The sequence below is a fragment of the Paenibacillus sp. PL91 genome (assembly GCF_012935325.2).
In the GTDB taxonomy this organism is placed as follows: domain Bacteria; phylum Bacillota; class Bacilli; order Paenibacillales; family Paenibacillaceae; genus Pristimantibacillus.
The window spans coordinates 754,018-773,365 of record NZ_JABBYG020000001.1 but is presented as its reverse complement, the minus strand read 5'-3'; the positions used below and the strand labels follow the sequence as shown (position 1 = coordinate 773,365).

Genomic DNA, 19,348 nt, shown 5'->3' with positions numbered 1-19,348 from the left:
CCTCACCGTCTGCTGGTTAGGATTTTGACGAATCCGGAACACAATACCCATCTGTACATAGAGCGTCGGCATCCCCATCGTTTACTTGAATAAACGCAGGATGCTTCTCCTCCCATGCTTTTCTTAGCGTATCCAAAAACACATCTGGTGATTGAGCGCCTGAAACGGCATATTTGCGGTCAAAGACATAGAAAGGAACGCCGCGAATGCCAAGCTTGCTGCCTTCCTCTTCTTCTCCGCGAACAGCATCTTTGAACTGTTCCGTTTCGAGCATTTGGGTTACAGCCGCAGCATCCAGTCCAACTTCAGCAGCAAGCACAGCTAGACGCTCGCGATTGCCGACATTTTCTCCATCTGTGAAATAGGCTTTGAAGAGCCTTTCTGACATTTCTTTATCCTTGCCCTGCTGTGCTGCAAAATGAACAACGCGGTGCGCGTCAAACGAGTTTGTTTCCATCGTACCGTCGAAATGAAAGGTTATGCCAACGGCTGCTGCTTGCTCCGCGACATTAACCGTCGTTTCTTTTGCCTTCTCGATGCTCATCCCGTATTTCGACGCAAGCATGCTGTATGTGCTTATATTGGAATTAGGATCAGCGCTTGGATCAAGCTCAAAGCTGCGAAATACGATCTCGATTTGATCCTTATGCGCAAATTTCTCGAGCGCTTGCTCGAACTTTCTTTTACCTATATAACAAAACGGACATACATAATCCGACCAAATTTCTACCTTCATAACAGACACCTCCGATAATTTTTCGAAAAAAGCTGATGCTCTCTTTCCTATTGTAACATGTTTGGTTACGAGTTTGAAAACTACGTTTTGCCAATTATCGCACATAAAAAAACGATGCTGTCAGCAAGCTATAATTACCTGCCGATTTGCATCGTTTACTTTTAGACTGCGAAAACATGTCGACCAATCTTAATGGTTTGCTTGCGAGACCAGATCCATTCGGATGTTGCCGTCTTTGGATTGAAGTAATATAGCGCCCCGTTCGTTGGATCGTAGCCTTTAACCGCATCCTGTGCCGCCTTATAGGATGTTTTGTCCGGCTTAAGCTTATACTGACCATCGTCGACAGCGGTGAAAGCTCTTGGCTGTTCAATCACGCCTTTGACGGAATTAGGGAAGCCGGAAGAAGCCATGCGATTCATAACCACTGCACCCACTGCTACCTGTCCCTTATATGATTCGCCTCGCGCTTCGGCATAAATGATTTTTGCCAGCATGTCCAGCTCTGCCTTGTTTACCGAAACCTTCTTCAGCGTTTCCCATGTCTTTTTCCCGGCAACGCCATCAACGGTGATACCGTATGCCTTCTGGAAACGTTTCAGTGACTCCAACGTCGTTTTGCCAAAGTAGGTTGTAACATCGGTATTAAAATAACCTAACGTTTTTAAACGATATTGCAAATCAGGCACGTCAGGACCCGTACTTCCGACCTTTAACGTGGCTGGCGAAGCAGCATGCGCAGCTTGCATCGGAATGCCAAATGCCATCATAAATACAACAATAAGAGACATCATATATGTTATGAATTTTATTTTCATTGCAAGAAAGAACCTCCCTATTCTAATAAAACACACAAATTTTATGCGAAATGCAAACAGATTGGTAACCGGTCGACTGGTTCGTTCGATTTTAGCACAGTTATATTTGAAATGTAACCGTGATTAAACAATTACATATATTTACTAATTTACAAATCCAACTTTTTTTGAAACAAAAATTGACTTATGAGCAGCCTATAACTAAAGCCTTGAGAGCAAGCTCAGCATGGAGGATTTATGCATCTGTACTCCTTGATGAGATCGAATGCCCTCCATTTCTAAAACAACGTTTCACAGCAATTAACATCTAAATGCGATTGCATAAAAACAAGTCTTTGATGAAGAGGCTTGTTTTTTTTGGCTGTATATCCCTATTTACGTTGTCCACCTCTGTCTCTATTGTTACAATGAATCTATTCAAGTCCATATGAACAAACTTCATTTGTTTACATAACTATTATTATGTTCTTTTAATGTCGTTAATTAGTTTTCCGTTTATTTACAGGAGGTGGATTTATATCAATATTTTAAAACAGAAGGATCGTGAAGAGCTCGAAAAACGGCTCCCCTCCATGCCCTGGTATATCGAAAAATTCATTAATTATAAGCTGCCGGATCTGTCGCCCTCCTCGCTCGTCGAATATATGAGGGATTATGAAACGTTTCTAAATTGGTTGATGGCAGAGGGACTGTCCGAAGCGACAAAAATGAAGGATGTAGCTTTGTTGGAGCTGGAAAAGCTGCATATGGACAGCATTGATGGCTTTCGTATGTACTTATCGACATACAAGGAGGAGCGAAACAGCAAGACTACCATATCCCGCAAGCTCTCCTCCCTTCGTTCCTTGTTTCATTATTTGAGCCAGATTGCGGAGGATGAAGAATTTTACCCGCTGCTGAAGCGAAACGTGATGGCGAAGGTAGCGATTAAGCGCACGCATAAGCCTAAGGATACAGCGGCTAAGCTGGAGGGCAAGCTGCTTCAAGAGGAAGAAATCTCGGAGTTTATGGCTTATATTAAACATTATTACGGGGTTGATGTTGCCTCAAATAAGCAAGCGCTCTACGCTTATGAATTAAATATGACGCGAGATGCGTGTATCATCAGCTTTATTTTGCATTCAGGCCTGCGCGTCTCGGAGCTTGTAAATTTGAACGTAGATGATATTGATCTTAAGAAAAAGCTGTCCTACGTTTATCGCAAAGGTAAAAACGATGATACGTTCAAAACTCCCGTTTATTTTCGGCAAGAGGCGGTTGAGGATTTGCAAGCCTATCTCACGCTGCGCGAGGTGCGATATAAGGCTCCGAAGCGTGAGAAAGCTTTGTTTCTCGCGATTGCCAACGGCAAGCAAGAAGGCTCGCGAATGACGAAAAGAGCCATCCAGGAGATGGTCATCAAATACGCAAAGCGCTTTGGCAAGCCGTACTTATCCGTTCATAAGCTAAGACATAGCTTCGCAACCGATTATTATCTGCGGAATGACATCTACAAAACCCAAGAACAGCTAGGGCATGCCTCTCCGGAGACAACACAGATTTATGCCCATTTGACGGACAAAACGATGGCTCAGGCAATCGATCGCACGAAAAAAGAGGACGAGTCAAGCTAGCGTATCCTTCACGCTTGCCTTGCCTGCCCTCTTTTTTTCTATCACTCCTATCCGCTTAGGAGCTCGTTTGCAAAATAACGGATTCCTGCATCGAAAGCTGCGTAAGGATAAGATTGGCATAAATGCCGCCTCGCTTCATTAGTTCTGCGTGCGAGCCCTGTTCGGCAATTCGCCCATCCTCCACAACCAAAATCAGGTCGGCGTCCTTGATTGTAGATAAGCGATGCGCAATAATAAATGCCGTTCTGCCAGCCAGAAGCGTCTGTAATGCCGCTTGAATATGCTGCTCCGTCTCCGTATCGACGCTTGATGTAGCTTCGTCTAGTATGAGAATTCGCGGATCGGACAGCAGCACGCGGCCAAATGCAAGCAGTTGCCTCTGCCCTACCGAAAGCTTCGAGCCCCGCTCCTCAAGCTCTGTCTGATAGCCGTCCGAGAGCTTGGCGACAACACGATCGAGCCTAACGCTTTCCGCTGCTTTTAGAAGCTGCTCCTCGGTAGCGTCCTCGTTGCCGTAACGCATATTTTCTTCTACCGTACCAGCGAAAATAAAGGAATCCTGGAGAACGATCCCCATTTGCTTCCGCAAGGATTCAAGCGTAGCCTGCTTGACGTCCATTCCATCGATGCGAACTGAGCCCTCAGATGCATCATAAAACCGCATCAATAAATTGACGATCGTGCTTTTCCCAGCTCCGGTTGGTCCAACCAAAGCAACCCGTTGTCCGGGCTTCACATGAAAGGAAACATGATGCAGCACGTTAGGCTTATTTTCCTCGTATCGGAAGGAAACGTTCTCGAACGAAACTTCACCGCGAACCTGCGGCAGCTCGCGAGCCTCTCTGTTGTTCTTCACTTCCGGGTCGGTATCCAGCACTTCAAAAATCCGCTCTGCGGAAGCCATTGCCGAAAGCAACTGACTGTAAACCTTAGACAATGCGCTGAGCGGTCCCCAGAAGCGCCACAAGTAGTTGATGAACGCCATAATAAAACCAAGCGTGAGCACACCTTCCATAACGCGCATCGCTCCAAACCAAACGACGATACAGGTTCCGATCATCCCAATCATTTCGACCAGCGGATATACGGTGGATTCTAGTGTAATGGCTCGCATGAACGCTTGCTTGTTCCTCGTATTGATGCCATTAAAACGTTCATTGTTCGTCCGCTGGCGGGAGAAGGCTTGGATAACGCGTATTCCTTGAATCGTTTCGTTCAAGTTGCCGTTAATGGATGACATCGTCGAACGCGAACGCGACCACGAGCCCTCGATTTTTGGACGCAGCTTCGCGACGATAAAATAAAGCAAAGGCAGCATAATAAAGGAAAGCAAAGCGAGCTGCCAATCCATCCACACCAAAATAACGACGATACCAAGCAGATGCGTCACTTCCATGACCATCGTTATTAACCCGCCGTTAATTAGCTCGCCAATGGCATTTGTATCGTTTGTAATGCGGGACATGATCTTTCCTGCAGGACGGCCGTCGAAGAAGCGGAACGATAACGATTGCAAATGATTAAATAATTGCTGGCGCAAATCAAACAAAATGCGTTGTCCGGTAAAATTGATCCATCTCGTGTGCATCCAGCTAAAAAGCCAGCCAATAAGCTTAATGCCAAGCAGCACAGCGCCAAGCACATGGATAACGGTGTAATTCTTGTCTAAAATTCCTTTATCAATAATATAAGCTAGAATAATGGGCTCTGATAAGCTCAGCAGCATATTAATGAGGACGATGATAACGACCCATGTCATTAATTTGCGATAAGGGACAAGATACCGGAGCATGCGCCGCATGTATTTGCCATTAAACGGCTTCTCTTCTATGTCAGCATCCGAATCCCACTCAACTTGGCTCATGGTTTCACCTCTTTTCTATTGATGAGCGATTTGCTTCTGACGGTCAAACAATTGCCGGAAGAAGCCGTTGCCTTCATTTAGTTCCTTATGCGTGCCCTGCTCGGTCAGCCTGCCGTTCTCAAGCACAATAATGCGATCTGCGTGCTGAATGGAAGAAAGCCGCTGCGCAATAATGAACGTCGTCCGGCCTTTCATAACTTCCAGTAAAGCCTCATGTATGGCCGATTCTGTCGCTGTATCCACGCTGGCTGTCGCTTCATCTAGCACGAGAATTGGCGGGTCCATCAAAATCGCGCGAGCCAGCGCAACACGCTGCCTTTGGCCGCCGGATAAGCCAACCCCGCGCTCTCCGATGCGCGTATCGTAGCCGTCTGGCATGCTCTCAATAAAAGCATGAATTTGCGATTTGCGTGCGGCATCCTCAATTTGCGCTTGCGTTGCATCGGGGTAGCCATAGGCAATATTTTCACGAATCGAAGCGGAGAATAGGAACGTTTCCTGAGGCACGATACCAATGCTTCGACGCAAGCCATCAAGCTCATAGTTCCGCACATCAATCCCGTCAATAAGAACCTGACCGCCAGATACGTCATAAAATCGTGACAGCAATCCAATCAAGCTGCTTTTTCCTGAGCCTGTTGCTCCCAGCACACCGATAACCTCGCCTTGCTCCACCTCAAAGGAAACATCGTCCAATATCGGCTTATCCTTGGCAACATCTTGATCGGCAAAATGGAACGTTACGTGGTCGAACTTCACATTTCCGTTCATATGGATCGTATCTTTTCCTTCGGCGGGATTCTCGATATCAATTGGTGTATCAAGCACCTCGAACACGCGCGGTGCTGCTTTGATCGCTTGCTGAAAAATATTGATTTGCCAGCCAAGCATGTTAAGCGGCCAAATAATGCCCCAAGTGTACCATTGAAACGCCATAAAGGTGCCAAGCGACATCTCATCCCGAACGACAAAGATCGCTCCAATCCAAATCATCATGACAAAGGTAATGCCGCCGTAAAAGCCCATTAATGGAAAGGCTTTCGCCTCAAGCTTCGCGCGCTCCATATTCGTCTCGAAGTTTTGCTCATTCCGGTCAGCGAATTTCCGCTGCTCAACCGTCTCGGTTGCAAACGACTTAACGACACGAATTCCTGAAATGTTTTCTTGCAGCGTCGTCGTCAAACGGCCCATTTGCTCGCGAATGTTAGACCAAGCAGGCCCCACTTTATGATTAAAGCGATACAAGACGAACAAAATAAATGGAATCGTGATCAAGCTGATTACTGTAACCTTCCACTGCATCGTCATCATGAAGATGATCGTTCCGAGGAAGGTAAGCATGCCCGTAAATAAATTCATCGCGCCAAACCCGATGAAGTTTTTCACGGCATCGATGTCGCCTGTCATTCTAGACATCAATTGCCCAGTCTGCGCGTGATCATAATACGAGAATGACAACCGCTGCAAATGCTCGTAGAGCTCCTTGCGAAGCTTAAACACAACATTTTGACCGACAAGCTCTTGCGAATAGCTCTGAACAAACATCCCAGCGCTCTTTAGTGCCTGAATGCCTGCAAGCGCAAGAGTAAGCCCGATTACGACGGCCATATCCCGCTTAGCGATGCCTTCATCAAATATTTCTCTTAAAATCCAAGGCGCAACCAAATCAAATATCGTCGCTAAAATCATAATGGCAACAGCGATAAACACCCATTTGGCACTTGGTCTTACGTAAATCATCAATCGTAACAGCGTTTTCATAGGACAACCCCTTTCCTCTAGGAAACAAAAAAAGACCTCAAGCCACAGTTGGCTTGAGATCTTCGTATGATGGCGGTCAACGAAGCAAAATAGCTACATTGACACCCGTGCACGAAGGCAGGCCGGTCGGCATGTTTGATTGGACATATTAAAATGCATGTTGCTCTGCACGCCGCCGACATTTATAAAAGTCCAATTGTTAAACATCCTTAAGCCCCCCTTTTCATTTTCCGATTGTTCATTTCTTCCTAACCCACCCAAATCTTAACATCTGATTCCGGCTTTGCGCAAGAGGGATTTGGAAATAAATATTTAGAATCTGTCCGACTCCAAAGGCATATCCATATCGTTTGAGGAAATGCCCTCTTCAACCGCAAACTCAAAATCCTCTATATCATAAATTTGTACCGGTACCTCGGCTTCAATCAGCTTATCCTGAAACTCGAACTGATCTGAGAGCAAAGGCAAATTCAGCTTTAGGCCAGTAAGCAGCAGCTCGGTTTCAATCGGGTCGAACATTTCGCCATAATGCGCGTTATCGACAGCATGCACCACGGTAAATTGTATCATGTCATTGAGGAGCAATGGCGAGCTTTCTCTCCAGGGCACCTGCATCGCTTTTTCAATTTTTTTCCGATTGAGTGAATCCTCAAAAAATGCAATTAGCTCGTTTATTTTGATTTTTACATGCCCATCATCATCGGGGTCATCCATGACCGGATCGACACCATCTCTCATTTCATACAGCTCTGCTATGGATGAATAAGGCACGACAAAATCAATTGGACGGCTAGGTACAAGAAGATGCCCATACGTTGCCACCAATACTGCTTCAATTACAAAACGCCGCCGCATGTGATCTCCTCCAATCATTTTATGAACGAATACTAGCTTCTTATGAGCTAATTTGTTTAATAAGAACGGTTCCACATTATTATACAATAATCCAATGCCTGTACAAGATAGTCAAAACACCAAATTTGCACAAAATATGCGTCTAGCAGTAAAATGAGCGTTAGATGATATACTAGAAGCTTCACTTGCTTCGTCATATTTTAGGAGGTACTACATATGCAAATTGAAGATGCGATCATCATTGGAGCTGGCCCCTGCGGCTTGGCGGCAGCGATCGAGCTTGAGAAAATCGGACTTCATCCCCTTGTCATAGAAAAACGAAATATCGTTCATTCGATCTCGCAATATCCGACGTATATGCATTTTTTCAGCACGCCGGAAAAGCTTGAAATAGGAGATATCCCCTTCACGACCGCCAATGATAAGCCTTCTAGGCTGGAAGCTTTGAATTATTACCGGACTGCCGCTCAGCGACATCGCGTTCGCGTGCAGGCGTATGAAGCAATTACTAGCATTACGGCAGAGGATGATGGTTACATCCTGCATGGCGAAGACCGTTTCGGAAATAAGCGCATGTACAAAAGCCGGTATGTCGTCATTGCGACGGGATATTTTGACCATCCGAACGAGCTTGGCATTCCTGGTGAGCAGCTAGAGAAGGTCAGCCATTTTTTCCGCGAGTCCCATCCTTACGTCGGCATGAAGGTAGCTATTATAGGGGGCAGCAACTCGGCGATCGACGCAGCGCTTGAGCTAGAGCGCGTACGCGCAGAAGTGACTGTCGTCTATCGCGGCGAGGATTATTCCACAAGCATTAAGCCATGGGTGAAGCCCGGCTTCCAGAGCAAGGTGACCAATGGATTGATCAACATGCTGTTCCAATCCAAAGTGGTCGCAATTGAAAACCATACGATAACGGTGCAAGGGCCTGAAGGCGATATCCAATTGCCGAATGATTTTGTTCTGGCGCTTACCGGCTTCCACCCCGATCGCAACTTCCTTGCCGCAACCGGCGTAACGATGGAGGAAGAAGGTTATCCTACCTTCAATCAAGAGACGATGGAAACCAACGTACCCGGCATCTATCTCGCAGGCGTCGTAGCCTCCCGGCATGAAGCGAATGAAATTTTTATCGAATCCGGCCGTTATCATGGACGAAAAATAGCTGAGCATATTCTGAGCAAGAAATAGTTTTTTGGCTTCCGCTTATAGCTGCTGTATTTAAAATGGAAACGAGCCTTAAGAGTCGCTATGCGATTCTAAGGCTCGTTGTGCTTATGGGTAGTTTTTATGGCTGCCGCTGAACAGATCTAACAGGAAAGTGTCCTGCTCATTCTCCAATAGAGTTATATTTCGATCATTTAACAGGTAAAACCTATGGGAGTGTTTTCGCCCCAACTAGGTAAAAAACAGCAGATTAACGGGAGTAAATCCACTAATGCTGATTTTCAACTGAAATATTTAAAAATAACAGGAGCTTTTCCCGTTAACCTTGCTTTCAATGCTTTAGCCACATTCTCCATGTAACCTCATTCCCATTTATTTCCTCTCATAACCGACTACTTTTCCTAAAATGCTCTCTTTAGCGAATGCCCCTTCGGTTTGGCTGTCATTGAACCCTCTCCAACGTATCTGTGATGGAATCAGCACAGCCACTTAGAATCGATATCGCAGTTGTAAATACCAGAAATAAAACCATCACTCGAGAAATGATGGCGCACTCCCCCCTTTTTTTTGCTTATACCTTCTTTCGAAAAATAAATCAAAATGGCGTTTCAAATTGAATGCCAATTTGAAACGCCATTTATCCTGTCATTTCTTCTGTTTCATTCACAATTCCGAGCAGCTCAGTTATTCGTACAATAACGAGGAACTTATAACACCCGTTCTAATTCTTCTGATCCAATTGCCTCTTTAAGGCATCCACCTGCTGGTCATCCGGCTCCTTATCGCCATACCGCACTTCCTCGTATATGTCGATAAATGGGTGCATGCCGACTTGCTTTAGCTTGCCGTCCTTCCATTTCGCCAAATCGTCTGCCGTTTCACGAGGAGTCAAGGAGGCATTGACCGGATATCCTTGCTCGGCACCTGACCGGAGAACACGCAAATATAAATATCGGATTTTTTCCGCATTTGATGCGAGCGCGTTCCACTCCACAGCTTGTGTTCGTTTCTTCGGCAGCAGCTTCTTAAGCTGGTTGCCCATTTGCTCACGCAAATTAATTAACGTCATTAAACTTTCAACTTCATCCGTGTAGCCTGCTGCCCCTTTGCGGCTATCAGCGCCTCGCTCCCGCAGCTTTGCCGCGATTATCTTCGCCCAATGGTACAGCTTTTTGAAGATGAAATACAAAAGAATACATGCGATGGCAATAACGATCGCGATCCCGATCACTTTTAATAGCTGCTCCAGCAGCAGCATCAAGTCGGAAGGCGGCTTCGCTTCTTCTGTCGGCATCTGAGGCATTGCAGCATTGCTGGGAGGTTCCTCTGTAATGATTTGCTCCTTAGGCCGATTCAGCCAACTCATGATTCTCTCGATGATCGTATGGAAGAATCGTTCAATCGCCTGCTGAATTTGTCTGAATAAAGCCAGGATGCTTATGATCGCAACGACGATAATCATCAACATACGATTTTGGCGTTTAAAGGCGAGTGTAGCCGACGTTTTTCCCGTATCGATCGTCTCGCTGTTCAAATGCCGCTCATTCGCAATGAAGAAAAATAATATAACGGCGGCAATCCCGCAAACGATCAGTATCCCGTTATAGTCGACTAGCTTTTTGATCACAATCAGCTTTAAAGGCTGTGCAGCAACATAAATCATAACGCCACTCAACATCAACGTATTCGGAAACGAATCTGACCAGTCCCGTAATTGTGCGGACATGCCTCTCCATGCTACGAGAAATGCTGCAAAGCTGCAAACAATTAGAGGTATGATAGCTGCCTCTTTGACCAAGGCTCCGACAACCAATGCGCCATCCAGCCCGCCAATCGCTAGTGCTAGCAGAAGCCTCACGCCGTAACGCAGGCTGGGCCATCTCCCGATCAATTGCGATGCTGCCCAGTAACACAGCGGCAATGTTGCTATCCATGCCCATATAGCGGATTCTGGGAGCAAGTAAATAGCGATAACCAAAAAAACAGGAAAGTAGAAAAACAATTCTATGATACCTTGTCCCAATGTCTTCAATGAGAGACCTCGCTTTTTCACCGCATTCACGCGCCCACCTCTTCCCTAATGGTCTGGGATTGAGGCTTGCCTTCATCATCTGCTGCCAGCGCCTTCTCCGTCAGCAGCCAAATGGCTACTGCATTTCCGTTATACCGAAGCTGATCGGCTTGCTTCTCTAATTCGTCGTTCCAATAGGCGGTAATCATTAACACATCTCGCTCACTGTAGCCGCTCATCGCCTCTCGTTCAAGCAAATGATGAAATAGCTCCGTTCGTTCAATCTCCAGCTTTGCCATTTCCTCTAAAATGCCAATCAGATGCTCATGTCCGCCGCGCGGCTCGATGTGAACGCTTTCTCTCATGCCTGCAACAGGCATATTGGCTGCGAATCCAACCTCCATTCCCTGTTGAATGACGGCTTCAGCCGCGCCGGCCGCCCACTCGATCCCTCGCTCAATAAGTGCCAGATCCGTTACGCTTCGCCACATGCCCTCCGCATCGTCCACATTCAAATAAATCATAAGCCTGCGATCAGCGGTAAAATCATATTGATGAACTTGAAGATTGCCCGTCTTCGCTGTTGCTTTCCAATTGATCTGCTTATAGGTGTCCCCAGCTTGATAGCTGCGAACGCCTGCAATGATGAAGGGATCGCTAATAATCCAGCGGCGCACCGATTGATCACCCTGCCAGCTATGGTATGGCAGCTCATGGATAGGCACCTGAGCAGGCTTCGGATATACGAGAAGCTCGCCGGAGAGCGAGAGCTGCTCTGACGCTTTAGATAGACCAAACAGGTCTCCTCCTGTTAGCGTTACGGTTTGAAGCTTGTACCACCCGCGCTTCGCACAAGTAATGCGATGCTTGCGCGTTATTTTCGTATAGGGAGCAAGGGTGAAGAAGCTTTTGTGGTTCTGGTAAAGCTGTCCGCTGCTGACCGAAAAATTATCAAGCTGTTGAAAATGCAGGTGCGTTGATAGCTGTGATTCAACACGCAGCCACGGCACCGGCAGCCACTTGGCATTGGCCATCTCCTCGATAAGCTCAACCTGCTCGCCGCGATAGCTGGTTTTGCTTGTAAAGCGGCGCTCATACTTGATGCGTCGAAGCACAAATCGCTGGAACACTTGGCTCTGTACGTATACGATTCCAACTGCGGCAACGATAAACCAGAATAGGATCATCGAGCGGCCGCCTAACGAACCGATACGCCTGCCTCAGCAGGCACGGCCGTCAATCGAATGATATCATCAATAATAGAATCTGCCTGATTAGCGCTTCGCTGCATGCCTCGAATCGCCAGACGATGTGCAAGCACGGGCTTTGCCATCGCCTTCACATCATCCGGCGTTACAAAATCGCGTCCACGCAAAATAGCATGAACCTGGGATGCGCGCAATAACGCTTGGCTTCCCCGCGGACTGACACCGACCGATACTTCATCGCGCTTACGCGTTTGCTCAACGATTTGAAGTATATATTGAAGCACATCATCCGTCACCTTGACGGCCGCGAATGCTTGCTGCGCCTTCTGAATGACGGCGATGTCCGCTACTGGCTCAAGCTGGGAGAGCGGATCTTGGTCTTTAAATCGCTTTAAAAGCTGCAACCCTTCCTCCGTCGTCGGATAGCCCATTTTTATTTTAAATAGGAAACGGTCAAGCTGAGCCTCGGGCAATGGAAACGTTCCTTGGTTCTCGACTGGATTCTGAGTAGCAATGACCATGAAAGGACGCTCCAGCTGCTTCGTTTCCCCGTCAATGCTTATTTGCCGCTCCTCCATGCACTCGAGCAGGCTGGATTGCGTTCGGGGCGTAGCGCGGTTGATTTCATCGGCAAGCAGTAAATGGGTAAACAATGGGCCTGCTCGAAATTCGAACTCGCTTATTTTTTGATTATAGAAATGTATGCCGCTTAAATCTGACGGAAGTAAATCGGGCGTAAATTGTATGCGTCTAAACGTGAGCGCCAGCGATTTGGCAAGTGATTTCGCGAGCAGCGTCTTTCCTGTGCCAGGAACATCCTCAAGCAGCACATGCCCGGAAGTAATAAGTCCAATGAGCAGTAAATCAACGACTTCCTCTTTGCCTACGATTACGCGTCCTATATTCGCCTTCACCTGTTCTGTTAACTGTTTAATCGCTTCAAAAGACATAGGTCAGCTCCTTCGTTTAGGTTACTTTGCAAATCCTGTACGTTCGCGCTGCAGCTTTTGAAGCTCCCGCCAGCGGATCATGCGTATGCCTTCGTCTTGCAGCGTCTGCCTAATCTCAGAATCGCGGAACAGCTCTAGCTCCATCCCCCTCTTAAGCGGCTGTCCGTGAAAAGCATGCAGCTCTTCCGTGACGAGTGAAGGATGAATGATCAGCTCAGTTACACCTGGATGCAGGCTCTTCAATAGCTGCTGCATGCTTGTTTTTAGAGAATCATAATCTTCGCCATCCTGCAGCTGGAACGGAAGTCCGACCAAGTAGTCTAATATGACGACTCCCTTCGAATCGGCAAGCTTCGCAAGCTGCTTAGCCTGCTCCGCTAGCTCTGGCGGCGCAACCTGGCCATTCTCTTGCAGCAAATAACGGGGCAAACGGAAAGGCAAGCCATAGGAAGCGCATACATCAAGCACAATAGCCAAAAAATTCCGTCCTGTCGCTAATCCATAAAGGCTGCCCATGTGATTGTCCGCATGCGATGGCTTCATCCCCATAGCTAATGCCATCTCCACTTGGGCAATCAGCTCCTGTTTGACTTGCTCAGGATCAGCTTGCTGCTCGAACGTCTTGCTATCCTTTGGGAAATAATTTTCATTCGTAACTAGCGAGTCGGTACTCCCTTTGCGGTTTACCGGTCCCCAGCGATAAAGATCCCATTCGCTTGTAAATGTAAAATGGACGCCAACATCGATTTGCGGATGCCTTGCGCTCCATAGCGCAGCTTCCCTAGCCCAGCCGCAGGGCATCATTAAGGTAGCTGAGCTAACCGTGTTATCAAGCAGAAGCTGCTGGATACCGCTATTTACCGAGTGACATAATCCATAATCGTCCGCATTCACAAGAAGCAGCTTTTCACCTTCATCAAATCCTAGCGCTTTAGCTAAACTCATCTACTTCATCCTCCCAGTTCTCATTGATCCAATCGCAGCCAAACATGGATTGATCGATAATGCTGCAAAGCACATCCTCTTTGTCCAACTGATCTCTTAAACGAATTGCAAAATGCAGCGCTATGTCCAGCAAGCGCAATTTCATTAAGGAAGGCAGCTTCTTCAGCTCCTGATCGGATAAAGGCAGCGTATTCTGATAGCCTTCAAGCAAGAGCTTTACCTTATTTTGAACTTCCGGATCACTTGGTCTGATGAGATCAACCGCGATTACGGCTAGCTCCATTGCCCTTACGTCAACCGTCGTGAACTCAAAATCCAAGATGCCGACAATCGCATCGCCCTTCGACACGGTATTGTTGAAAACCAAATCACCATGAATCCATTGCTGAGGCAGCCGCGCAAGCTCTTCGCATTCAGCCGCAAGCTTGCGGCGCTCCTCATTGAGCGCTATGAAGCTGCTTCTTCTCGCTGCTAGCAGCTCTGAACAGTCAGCCATCGATAAGAATGCGGTTTCATCCATAGCTGCATAAGTCTTCTCCAATAAATAATAAGGACTGTACAATGGCTTGCCACCTAGTTGAATCTGGCTTAGCGTTTCTGTAAGCTCTGCTGCTGCACGCCCGAGCGCATACACATGCGCGGCATTAGCTGCTGTTGGCCTACCCCCATCAATATAGTGAAATAACGAGGACAGCGTGCCGTCACTTGCTATGCTGACCGTATCGCCTCGCTTATTGCGAATCGGTGCGGGCACTCGAAAGGAAAGCTCCTGCTTCATCAATTGGGTCAGCACCTCATGCTCAAGCCTAACAATGTCTGCATCTTTATGATTATTATAGATACGCAGTACGAACCTTTGATCGCCTGATGCTATCATACGGGTCGTATTATTCATTCCGCTTTCCTGATGCTCAACCTCGCATGGCGCTTGAAACTCATATTCATTTAGAAATGTCGTAAAATCTAAGCTGTCATTCAAGCCTGTTATCCTCCTTGCTCTTCCTGCATCAGCTTTTCCAGCCGACTTCCAAGCTGTGCCTGCCAGCTCGCCGCAAGTTCTTGTACGCCAAGCAGCTCACGAATGCCTTTTATATCTTCTTTGTCTAAATACATTACTCGGTTCGCTTCTGTAATCGACTTGCGCGCAGGGTGCTTATGTGTCAAAGCAAACACCGTTCCTGCTTTTATGCTGCCCTCTTGAAGCACTCGGAAATAAAAACCCGTATAGCCATTGCGCTGAACATATCCCGGCAGCTCCGGCTTTTGATGTCTTATGCCGAGCTTGAAGCAAGGCTGCCTGGGCTGACTCACTTGAAGGATGACATCACCAGCTTGAACGATATCGCCAATGCACAAATCGTCCTCCGTCCAATTCGACAAAGTGAAATTTTCTCCGAAGGCTCCATACTCAAGCGGCTTCTTGAGCTGACCCTGCCAATACGAGTAACGCTTTTCGAAATAAACACAGACCGCCTTATCCGGACCGCCATGATTGACCAAATCGCCTTGCCCATCTCCTTGCAGGCCTGTAAAGGTGAGCAAATGCGGAAGCTCCGAAGGCTGCTTGAAAATGCCTGTTATGACCTCTTTGGAGCCGTGTGCAACCGCCACAGGCTTGCCGATATTCAATGATACGAGGCTTGCCTCCGACAAATGATGTGTCATTATTCCAAGTTCCTCCTAATCGATTCTCTTATTTGACTATTATAATCTTGGTAGGGAGATGTTGGCAAAGAGATATAACCACATTAATTATTAATGTGGTTTACTATATCATTGCATTTTACTTTCGACATGTTATATTACAGCTTTCCCCTTTGTATGTCGAAAAGCTCTCTTTCATGTAGCTTATTGCGCTTCCCCGGGAAATGTTTTTGAAATAGTCGGAATATTTCCTGTATTTAAAACGTTCTATTTCCCGGCATAAGTACAGTTATCCATTCAAAGGAAACTTCCTCTCTACTCCATAAAGCTCATTCCCGTAAGCGCCTGCAATTATTGCAGCGAATACCGCAGCCAGCGGCAGAACGCTAGCGATCATTTGGATCATCCGCCCACCCCTATACGTAACTGTATGAGGCGGTTACTAGCAGCACGCAATGGCAAATCATTTAAGCTGGCGCAAAAAAAGCCTCGCATCCCAATAGATCCGAAGCAGGCTTTCATGAGGCTTCTCCATCCGATTGCTTGGCATACTGCTTTAGCAAACGTAGAACCTCCTCCTTCAATTCCATAATATCAAAAGGCTTGGTTATGCATTTGCTTATGCCGAGCTTCTCCGCATCTTCCATCTTTTCCGGATCAGCATAAGCCGTAATCAGAATAACAGGCACCTCTGCTGATAATTTTCTTATTTCGCGAAGCACTTCGATTCCATCCGTATCCGGCATCCGTAAATCAAGCAAAACGCAGTGCAGCTTATGCTTCTCAAACAGCTCCAGCGCGACTGTCCCATTGTTCGCCTCATAAACTTCAATGCCATGAGACGTAAATAATTCAGTCAGCATCATTCGAATGGCAGGTTGATCGTCTACGACCAATATAGCGCTTTTTTGATTCGCCATGTGCCAATGGCCGCTTATGTCCGCTCCACCTGCTGCATCCGCATTCGAGTTTGATGCGATTGGCTTTGTTACAAATGTACTCGTTGTTTTGGAGGGTTGTATCCTTGGCCTATCCCTGATGAGACGCTGCTTATTTTCCCTATTTCGCTGATAATAAAAGACAATCGAAATAGCGATTAGCACTGCTGCGGTGATGCATAGAAGAAAATAAATCAATTCGTTGTCTCCTTATTGCTTTGCGGCAGATTGCAGCTTAGCCAAAATAGGCATTAACCATACTAATCGTTTACAAGCATCGGTCCGAGAGGTCCATCCTCATTTATGATATCCTGCAGCTCGTAGACGGATATCGGAAAATATAAAAAGCCGTATACGTAAGCAGCCAGCTCGTAGAGCTGGAAGTAAATGACGAGCGAGCGATCGGCCACATAATAGTCTTGGTCAGGCCGTATGGATGTGAACGGCTCGAGCGTATCAATCTTCCGCGCCTTAATTTGAACACTTACGATAGCGCTTATCCGACCAACATAATCAGCCCCCGGTTTAAAAAGCTGCGCAAGCGTATAAGTCTGCCCTGTCGATTGCTTAAAGGTTAGCGATTGCTGCAGCGTTAAGCCATGTGCTCCGCCTGTGTAAGCGTAATTAAACAACGATAGGCTGAGATAGTCCTTTTGATTGTTCTTTTGCTCAAAATAGCCCAGCATCTGAGCCCTTGGATCGTCCAATGAGCCCTGATTGTGCACGAGCTGCTGTACGGCTTGATGGATCGTATGGTTTATTTTCTTATCTGCAGCTTCGCTTTTCCCCCCGCTTATATAAGGCAGTGACAGCTCCGCTTTTGGAAAATCAGCCTTGGCAGTTTGTACGACGACAGGTGATTGAAATGGCATGATGAAGACACCTTCCTATTCGGTAAGATGCTCCATTGTATGCAAAGCACGGCTCATCTCATACCAAACGATGCCGCCATGCGTGGAGGACGAAACGCCCTGCAGCTCAAACTGCTCAGCCTCGTAAAATGGAATCAGATGCTGCTCGCACATCAGAATAATCATGTCTATGCCGCTCTCTTCGCACTGCTTGACAAGCCTTCGAAGCAATAAGGCTCCGATCCCCTGCCTGCGATAGCCCTTATCTACCGCTACCGTTAGCACGCAAAAATTGCTGCCCTCTAGCGAATCGGCTTGAACGCCTTTCATTTCATCGCCGCATGCGCTCTGCGTTGTTCGGATGCCATTCGTGATGCCTACTAGTTGATCACCATGCCAAGCTGACCAAAAATAAGGCCGATAATGCTCATACCGGTATTGAAAGCCTGCGAGCGTTGCCGCCGCTTCAGGCGTATAGCAGCTCTTCTCGAGCGAAATAGCGTCCTCGAGCTCCTCAGCTGCTATCAAACGAAGCTCGATTTTGCTCACAGCAGCGCCTTCTCGCGTTCGGTCAGTCTTCTGCCGCTAACGTCGAGCACGAGCTTTCCATTTTTCAAGCCGAGAATGCGATCCGCGAACCGCTCAGCCCAGTCGCCCTGATGCATAACTGCAATGACGATGACGCCTTGCTCCTTGCATAGCGCTTTCAAATCCGTTAACACTTGATCTGCCGTATGCGGGTCAAGGCCTGATACCGGCTCATCTGCCGCGATTACTTTGGCGCCATGAACAAGCGCTCTAGCAATTGCCATTCGCTGACGTTCTCCGCCGCTTAGCGTGCTGGCCTTTTGATGCGCTTTTTCGAGCAGTCCGCGCTTCTCGATCATATCCATAGCACCCATATAATCGTCATTTCGAACCATGCCTGTCCATCTGCGCCAAGCTGGCGTTTGCGTGACGGAGCCGATAATAACATTTTTAAGTCCCGTCTTATTGGGGAACAGAAACGGCTTTTCTTCTACGTAAGCAACCTCTTGCTTAACTTTGAGCTTGCCGGAGAAGCCCAGATTAAATATATCCTTGCCTTCGAATTGATACGTGCCCTCGCTCCACTTTTCCTGCAAAGCAAGGCAGCGAAGCAGTGTGGACTTCCCGCTCCCGCTATCGCCTTTTATAGCAATAAAGTCACCTGGATAAGCCTCGAAGCTAATATCATCAAGCACCTTCGGCCCTCCTGGAATACGTCTGGATAGGTTCTTTATTCTGATCATTTTCCGCGCTCCTTCTGTTTGCAGCAACTGCCTCTATGAATCTAGTTTACGTCAAACAAAAAACAGTTTCCATACGAACAAATGTTTGGTATAATAAAAACAAGAACAAGTGTTCTATCGATCATCGAATTCAACCATTTGAAGGAGGCCTGATCACCATGAGTAACATCTGCGAAAATTTCCGTTATTTAGAGAATGGACGTCCTGGACGCGATTTGACGTTTAAGTTTTACGCCGATGGACGGCTTATCATCATTGATAATGTTGCAGAGGAGGTGATCACTCCCAAAGATTTGAAAGGCGCAAGCAAGGACTTTTATGTTCGCAGGCGCATCGATTTTATTAAGAATCAATTAAGAGCTTCGCAGCTTAAATATGCATAGATTCCCGTAAGAGGAGAGCTGACACTTCACGCTCTCCTTTTTACGTAGCTTAACCATTCGCTCTAACTAAGGAAGCTGTTTGTTAATGCCGTTTAAGCTTGGCGGGCGCTTCGCGAATTTATCGGTTTTAAGCTTGCCCGCTTGTCCTTGCGAGCTGGAATGATTTTGACGATTATCCGTTTTGCTGTTTTTGTTAAATACCAATCGAATCACCTCCACTATCATTATGCCGATTTTATTGGATAACTATGTAAAAATTTATCAACTGGTGTTTCGCACATTGACTCACCCCCTCCAATTGCGGTAGATTGATCATACAGTTTCAAGTTCCGC

The 19,348-nt window shown here is 46.9% G+C and carries 19 protein-coding genes; 3 read left to right on the top strand and 16 right to left on the bottom strand.

The annotated features are described in order from the left end of the window. Positions 1-16 precede the first annotated feature (16 nt). Together HI950_RS03680 and sleB are read right to left on the bottom strand one after the other, a co-directional pair. Positions 17-736 carry a DsbA family oxidoreductase gene (locus HI950_RS03680; RefSeq protein ID WP_169081541.1) on the bottom strand — a complete coding sequence of 240 codons (720 nt, stop codon included), beginning with the start codon at positions 734-736 and terminating at the stop codon, positions 17-19. A gap of 161 nt (positions 737-897) precedes the next feature. Beyond that, positions 898-1,554, bottom strand: coding sequence for a spore cortex-lytic enzyme (sleB, locus tag HI950_RS03675; protein WP_169081542.1), 657 nt, complete (start codon positions 1,552-1,554; stop codon positions 898-900). Between the two features lie 518 nt (positions 1,555-2,072). On the opposite strand from sleB, the gene xerS reads away from it, so the two are divergent. Continuing rightward, on the top strand, positions 2,073-3,167 hold the full coding sequence (gene xerS, locus HI950_RS03670; protein ID WP_169082201.1) for a tyrosine recombinase XerS: 1,095 nt from the start codon (positions 2,073-2,075) through the stop codon (positions 3,165-3,167). A 55-nt stretch (positions 3,168-3,222) separates the two neighbouring features. Here xerS and HI950_RS03665 read toward each other — a convergent pair whose 3' ends face one another. From HI950_RS03665 to HI950_RS03655, 3 genes are all read right to left on the bottom strand, one after another. Further along, positions 3,223-5,031 (bottom strand): ABC transporter ATP-binding protein, encoded by a 1,809-nt coding sequence (locus HI950_RS03665; RefSeq protein ID WP_169081543.1) that lies wholly within the window; start codon positions 5,029-5,031, stop codon positions 3,223-3,225. 15 nt (positions 5,032-5,046) lie between these two features. Next, positions 5,047-6,792, bottom strand: a complete 1,746-nt coding sequence (locus HI950_RS03660) for an ABC transporter ATP-binding protein (protein ID WP_169081544.1) — start codon at positions 6,790-6,792, stop codon at positions 5,047-5,049. 312 nt (positions 6,793-7,104) lie between these two features. Further along, positions 7,105-7,647 (bottom strand): ADP-heptose synthase, encoded by a 543-nt coding sequence (locus HI950_RS03655; protein WP_169081545.1) that lies wholly within the window; start codon positions 7,645-7,647, stop codon positions 7,105-7,107. A gap of 216 nt (positions 7,648-7,863) precedes the next feature. On the opposite strand from HI950_RS03655, the gene HI950_RS03650 reads away from it, so the two are divergent. Beyond that, positions 7,864-8,838, top strand: coding sequence for a YpdA family putative bacillithiol disulfide reductase (locus HI950_RS03650; protein ID WP_169081546.1), 975 nt, complete (start codon positions 7,864-7,866; stop codon positions 8,836-8,838). Positions 8,839-9,535: 697 nt separating this feature from the next. Here HI950_RS03650 and HI950_RS36615 read toward each other — a convergent pair. From HI950_RS36615 to HI950_RS03600, 10 genes are all read right to left on the bottom strand, one after another. Continuing rightward, positions 9,536-10,876, bottom strand: coding sequence for a DUF4129 domain-containing protein (locus tag HI950_RS36615; RefSeq protein ID WP_169081547.1), 1,341 nt, complete (start codon positions 10,874-10,876; stop codon positions 9,536-9,538). Further along, positions 10,873-12,012: a DUF58 domain-containing protein gene (locus tag HI950_RS03640; protein WP_169081548.1), complete on the bottom strand. Its 1,140-nt coding sequence runs from the start codon at positions 12,010-12,012 to the stop codon at positions 10,873-10,875. Before HI950_RS03640 ends, HI950_RS36615 begins: the two co-directional genes overlap by 4 nt. An 11-nt stretch (positions 12,013-12,023) precedes the next feature. Next, the gene (locus HI950_RS03635) at positions 12,024-12,983 is read right to left on the bottom strand and encodes an AAA family ATPase (RefSeq protein WP_169081549.1); all 960 of its coding nucleotides are present in this window, start codon (positions 12,981-12,983) and stop codon (positions 12,024-12,026) included. Between the two features lie 21 nt (positions 12,984-13,004). Then, positions 13,005-13,928 carry a polysaccharide deacetylase family protein gene (locus tag HI950_RS03630; protein WP_169081550.1) on the bottom strand — a complete coding sequence of 308 codons (924 nt, stop codon included), beginning with the start codon at positions 13,926-13,928 and terminating at the stop codon, positions 13,005-13,007. Then, on the bottom strand, positions 13,915-14,907 hold the full coding sequence (locus HI950_RS03625; RefSeq protein WP_169081551.1) for a phosphotransferase: 993 nt from the start codon (positions 14,905-14,907) through the stop codon (positions 13,915-13,917). The genes HI950_RS03630 and HI950_RS03625 overlap by 14 nt, the downstream gene beginning before the upstream one ends. A 5-nt stretch (positions 14,908-14,912) precedes the next feature. Next, the gene (locus HI950_RS03620) at positions 14,913-15,593 is read right to left on the bottom strand and encodes an MOSC domain-containing protein (RefSeq protein WP_169081552.1); all 681 of its coding nucleotides are present in this window, start codon (positions 15,591-15,593) and stop codon (positions 14,913-14,915) included. A 497-nt stretch (positions 15,594-16,090) separates the two neighbouring features. Continuing rightward, positions 16,091-16,708 carry a response regulator gene (locus HI950_RS03615; protein WP_169081553.1) on the bottom strand — a complete coding sequence of 206 codons (618 nt, stop codon included), beginning with the start codon at positions 16,706-16,708 and terminating at the stop codon, positions 16,091-16,093. A 62-nt stretch (positions 16,709-16,770) separates the two neighbouring features. After that, on the bottom strand, positions 16,771-17,382 hold the full coding sequence (locus HI950_RS03610; RefSeq protein WP_169081554.1) for a DUF3298 and DUF4163 domain-containing protein: 612 nt from the start codon (positions 17,380-17,382) through the stop codon (positions 16,771-16,773). Positions 17,383-17,397: 15 nt separating this feature from the next. Next, positions 17,398-17,910 (bottom strand): GNAT family N-acetyltransferase, encoded by a 513-nt coding sequence (locus HI950_RS03605; protein ID WP_169081555.1) that lies wholly within the window; start codon positions 17,908-17,910, stop codon positions 17,398-17,400. Continuing rightward, positions 17,907-18,632 carry a phosphonate ABC transporter ATP-binding protein gene (locus tag HI950_RS03600; RefSeq protein ID WP_169081556.1) on the bottom strand — a complete coding sequence of 242 codons (726 nt, stop codon included), beginning with the start codon at positions 18,630-18,632 and terminating at the stop codon, positions 17,907-17,909. Before HI950_RS03600 ends, HI950_RS03605 begins: the two co-directional genes overlap by 4 nt. 158 nt (positions 18,633-18,790) lie before the next feature. Between HI950_RS03600 and HI950_RS03595 the strand changes: the two genes are divergently transcribed. Then, positions 18,791-19,015, top strand: coding sequence for a hypothetical protein (locus HI950_RS03595; RefSeq protein ID WP_169081557.1), 225 nt, complete (start codon positions 18,791-18,793; stop codon positions 19,013-19,015). A 66-nt stretch (positions 19,016-19,081) separates the two neighbouring features. Here the strand turns inward: HI950_RS03595 and HI950_RS03590 are convergent, their stop codons facing one another. Continuing rightward, complete coding sequence (locus HI950_RS03590) at positions 19,082-19,219, bottom strand: hypothetical protein (protein ID WP_169081558.1); 138 nt, start codon at positions 19,217-19,219, stop codon at positions 19,082-19,084. Positions 19,220-19,348 lie beyond the last annotated feature (129 nt).

Bases quoted from the DNA above. Each gene is read 5' to 3' on its own strand.
- HI950_RS03640 (WP_169081548.1), bottom strand. From the start codon at position 12,012: ATGATCCTATTCTGGTTTATCGTTGCCGCAGTTGGAATCGTATACGTA.
- HI950_RS03635 (WP_169081549.1), bottom strand. From the start codon at position 12,983: ATGTCTTTTGAAGCGATTAAACAGTTAACAGAACAGGTGAAGGCGAAT.
- HI950_RS03650 (WP_169081546.1), top strand. From the start codon at position 7,864: ATGCAAATTGAAGATGCGATCATCATTGGAGCTGGCCCCTGCGGCTTG.
- HI950_RS03630 (WP_169081550.1), bottom strand. From the start codon at position 13,928: ATGAGTTTAGCTAAAGCGCTAGGATTTGATGAAGGTGAAAAGCTGCTT.
- HI950_RS03655 (WP_169081545.1), bottom strand. From the start codon at position 7,647: ATGCGGCGGCGTTTTGTAATTGAAGCAGTATTGGTGGCAACGTATGGG.
- HI950_RS03595 (WP_169081557.1), top strand. From the start codon at position 18,791: ATGAGTAACATCTGCGAAAATTTCCGTTATTTAGAGAATGGACGTCCT.
- HI950_RS03620 (WP_169081552.1), bottom strand. From the start codon at position 15,593: ATGACACATCATTTGTCGGAGGCAAGCCTCGTATCATTGAATATCGGC.
- HI950_RS03660 (WP_169081544.1), bottom strand. From the start codon at position 6,792: ATGAAAACGCTGTTACGATTGATGATTTACGTAAGACCAAGTGCCAAA.
- HI950_RS03665 (WP_169081543.1), bottom strand. From the start codon at position 5,031: ATGAGCCAAGTTGAGTGGGATTCGGATGCTGACATAGAAGAGAAGCCG.
- HI950_RS03680 (WP_169081541.1), bottom strand. From the start codon at position 736: ATGAAGGTAGAAATTTGGTCGGATTATGTATGTCCGTTTTGTTATATA.
- HI950_RS03600 (WP_169081556.1), bottom strand. From the start codon at position 18,632: ATGATCAGAATAAAGAACCTATCCAGACGTATTCCAGGAGGGCCGAAG.
- HI950_RS03610 (WP_169081554.1), bottom strand. From the start codon at position 17,382: ATGCCATTTCAATCACCTGTCGTCGTACAAACTGCCAAGGCTGATTTT.
- sleB (WP_169081542.1), bottom strand. From the start codon at position 1,554: ATGAAAATAAAATTCATAACATATATGATGTCTCTTATTGTTGTATTT.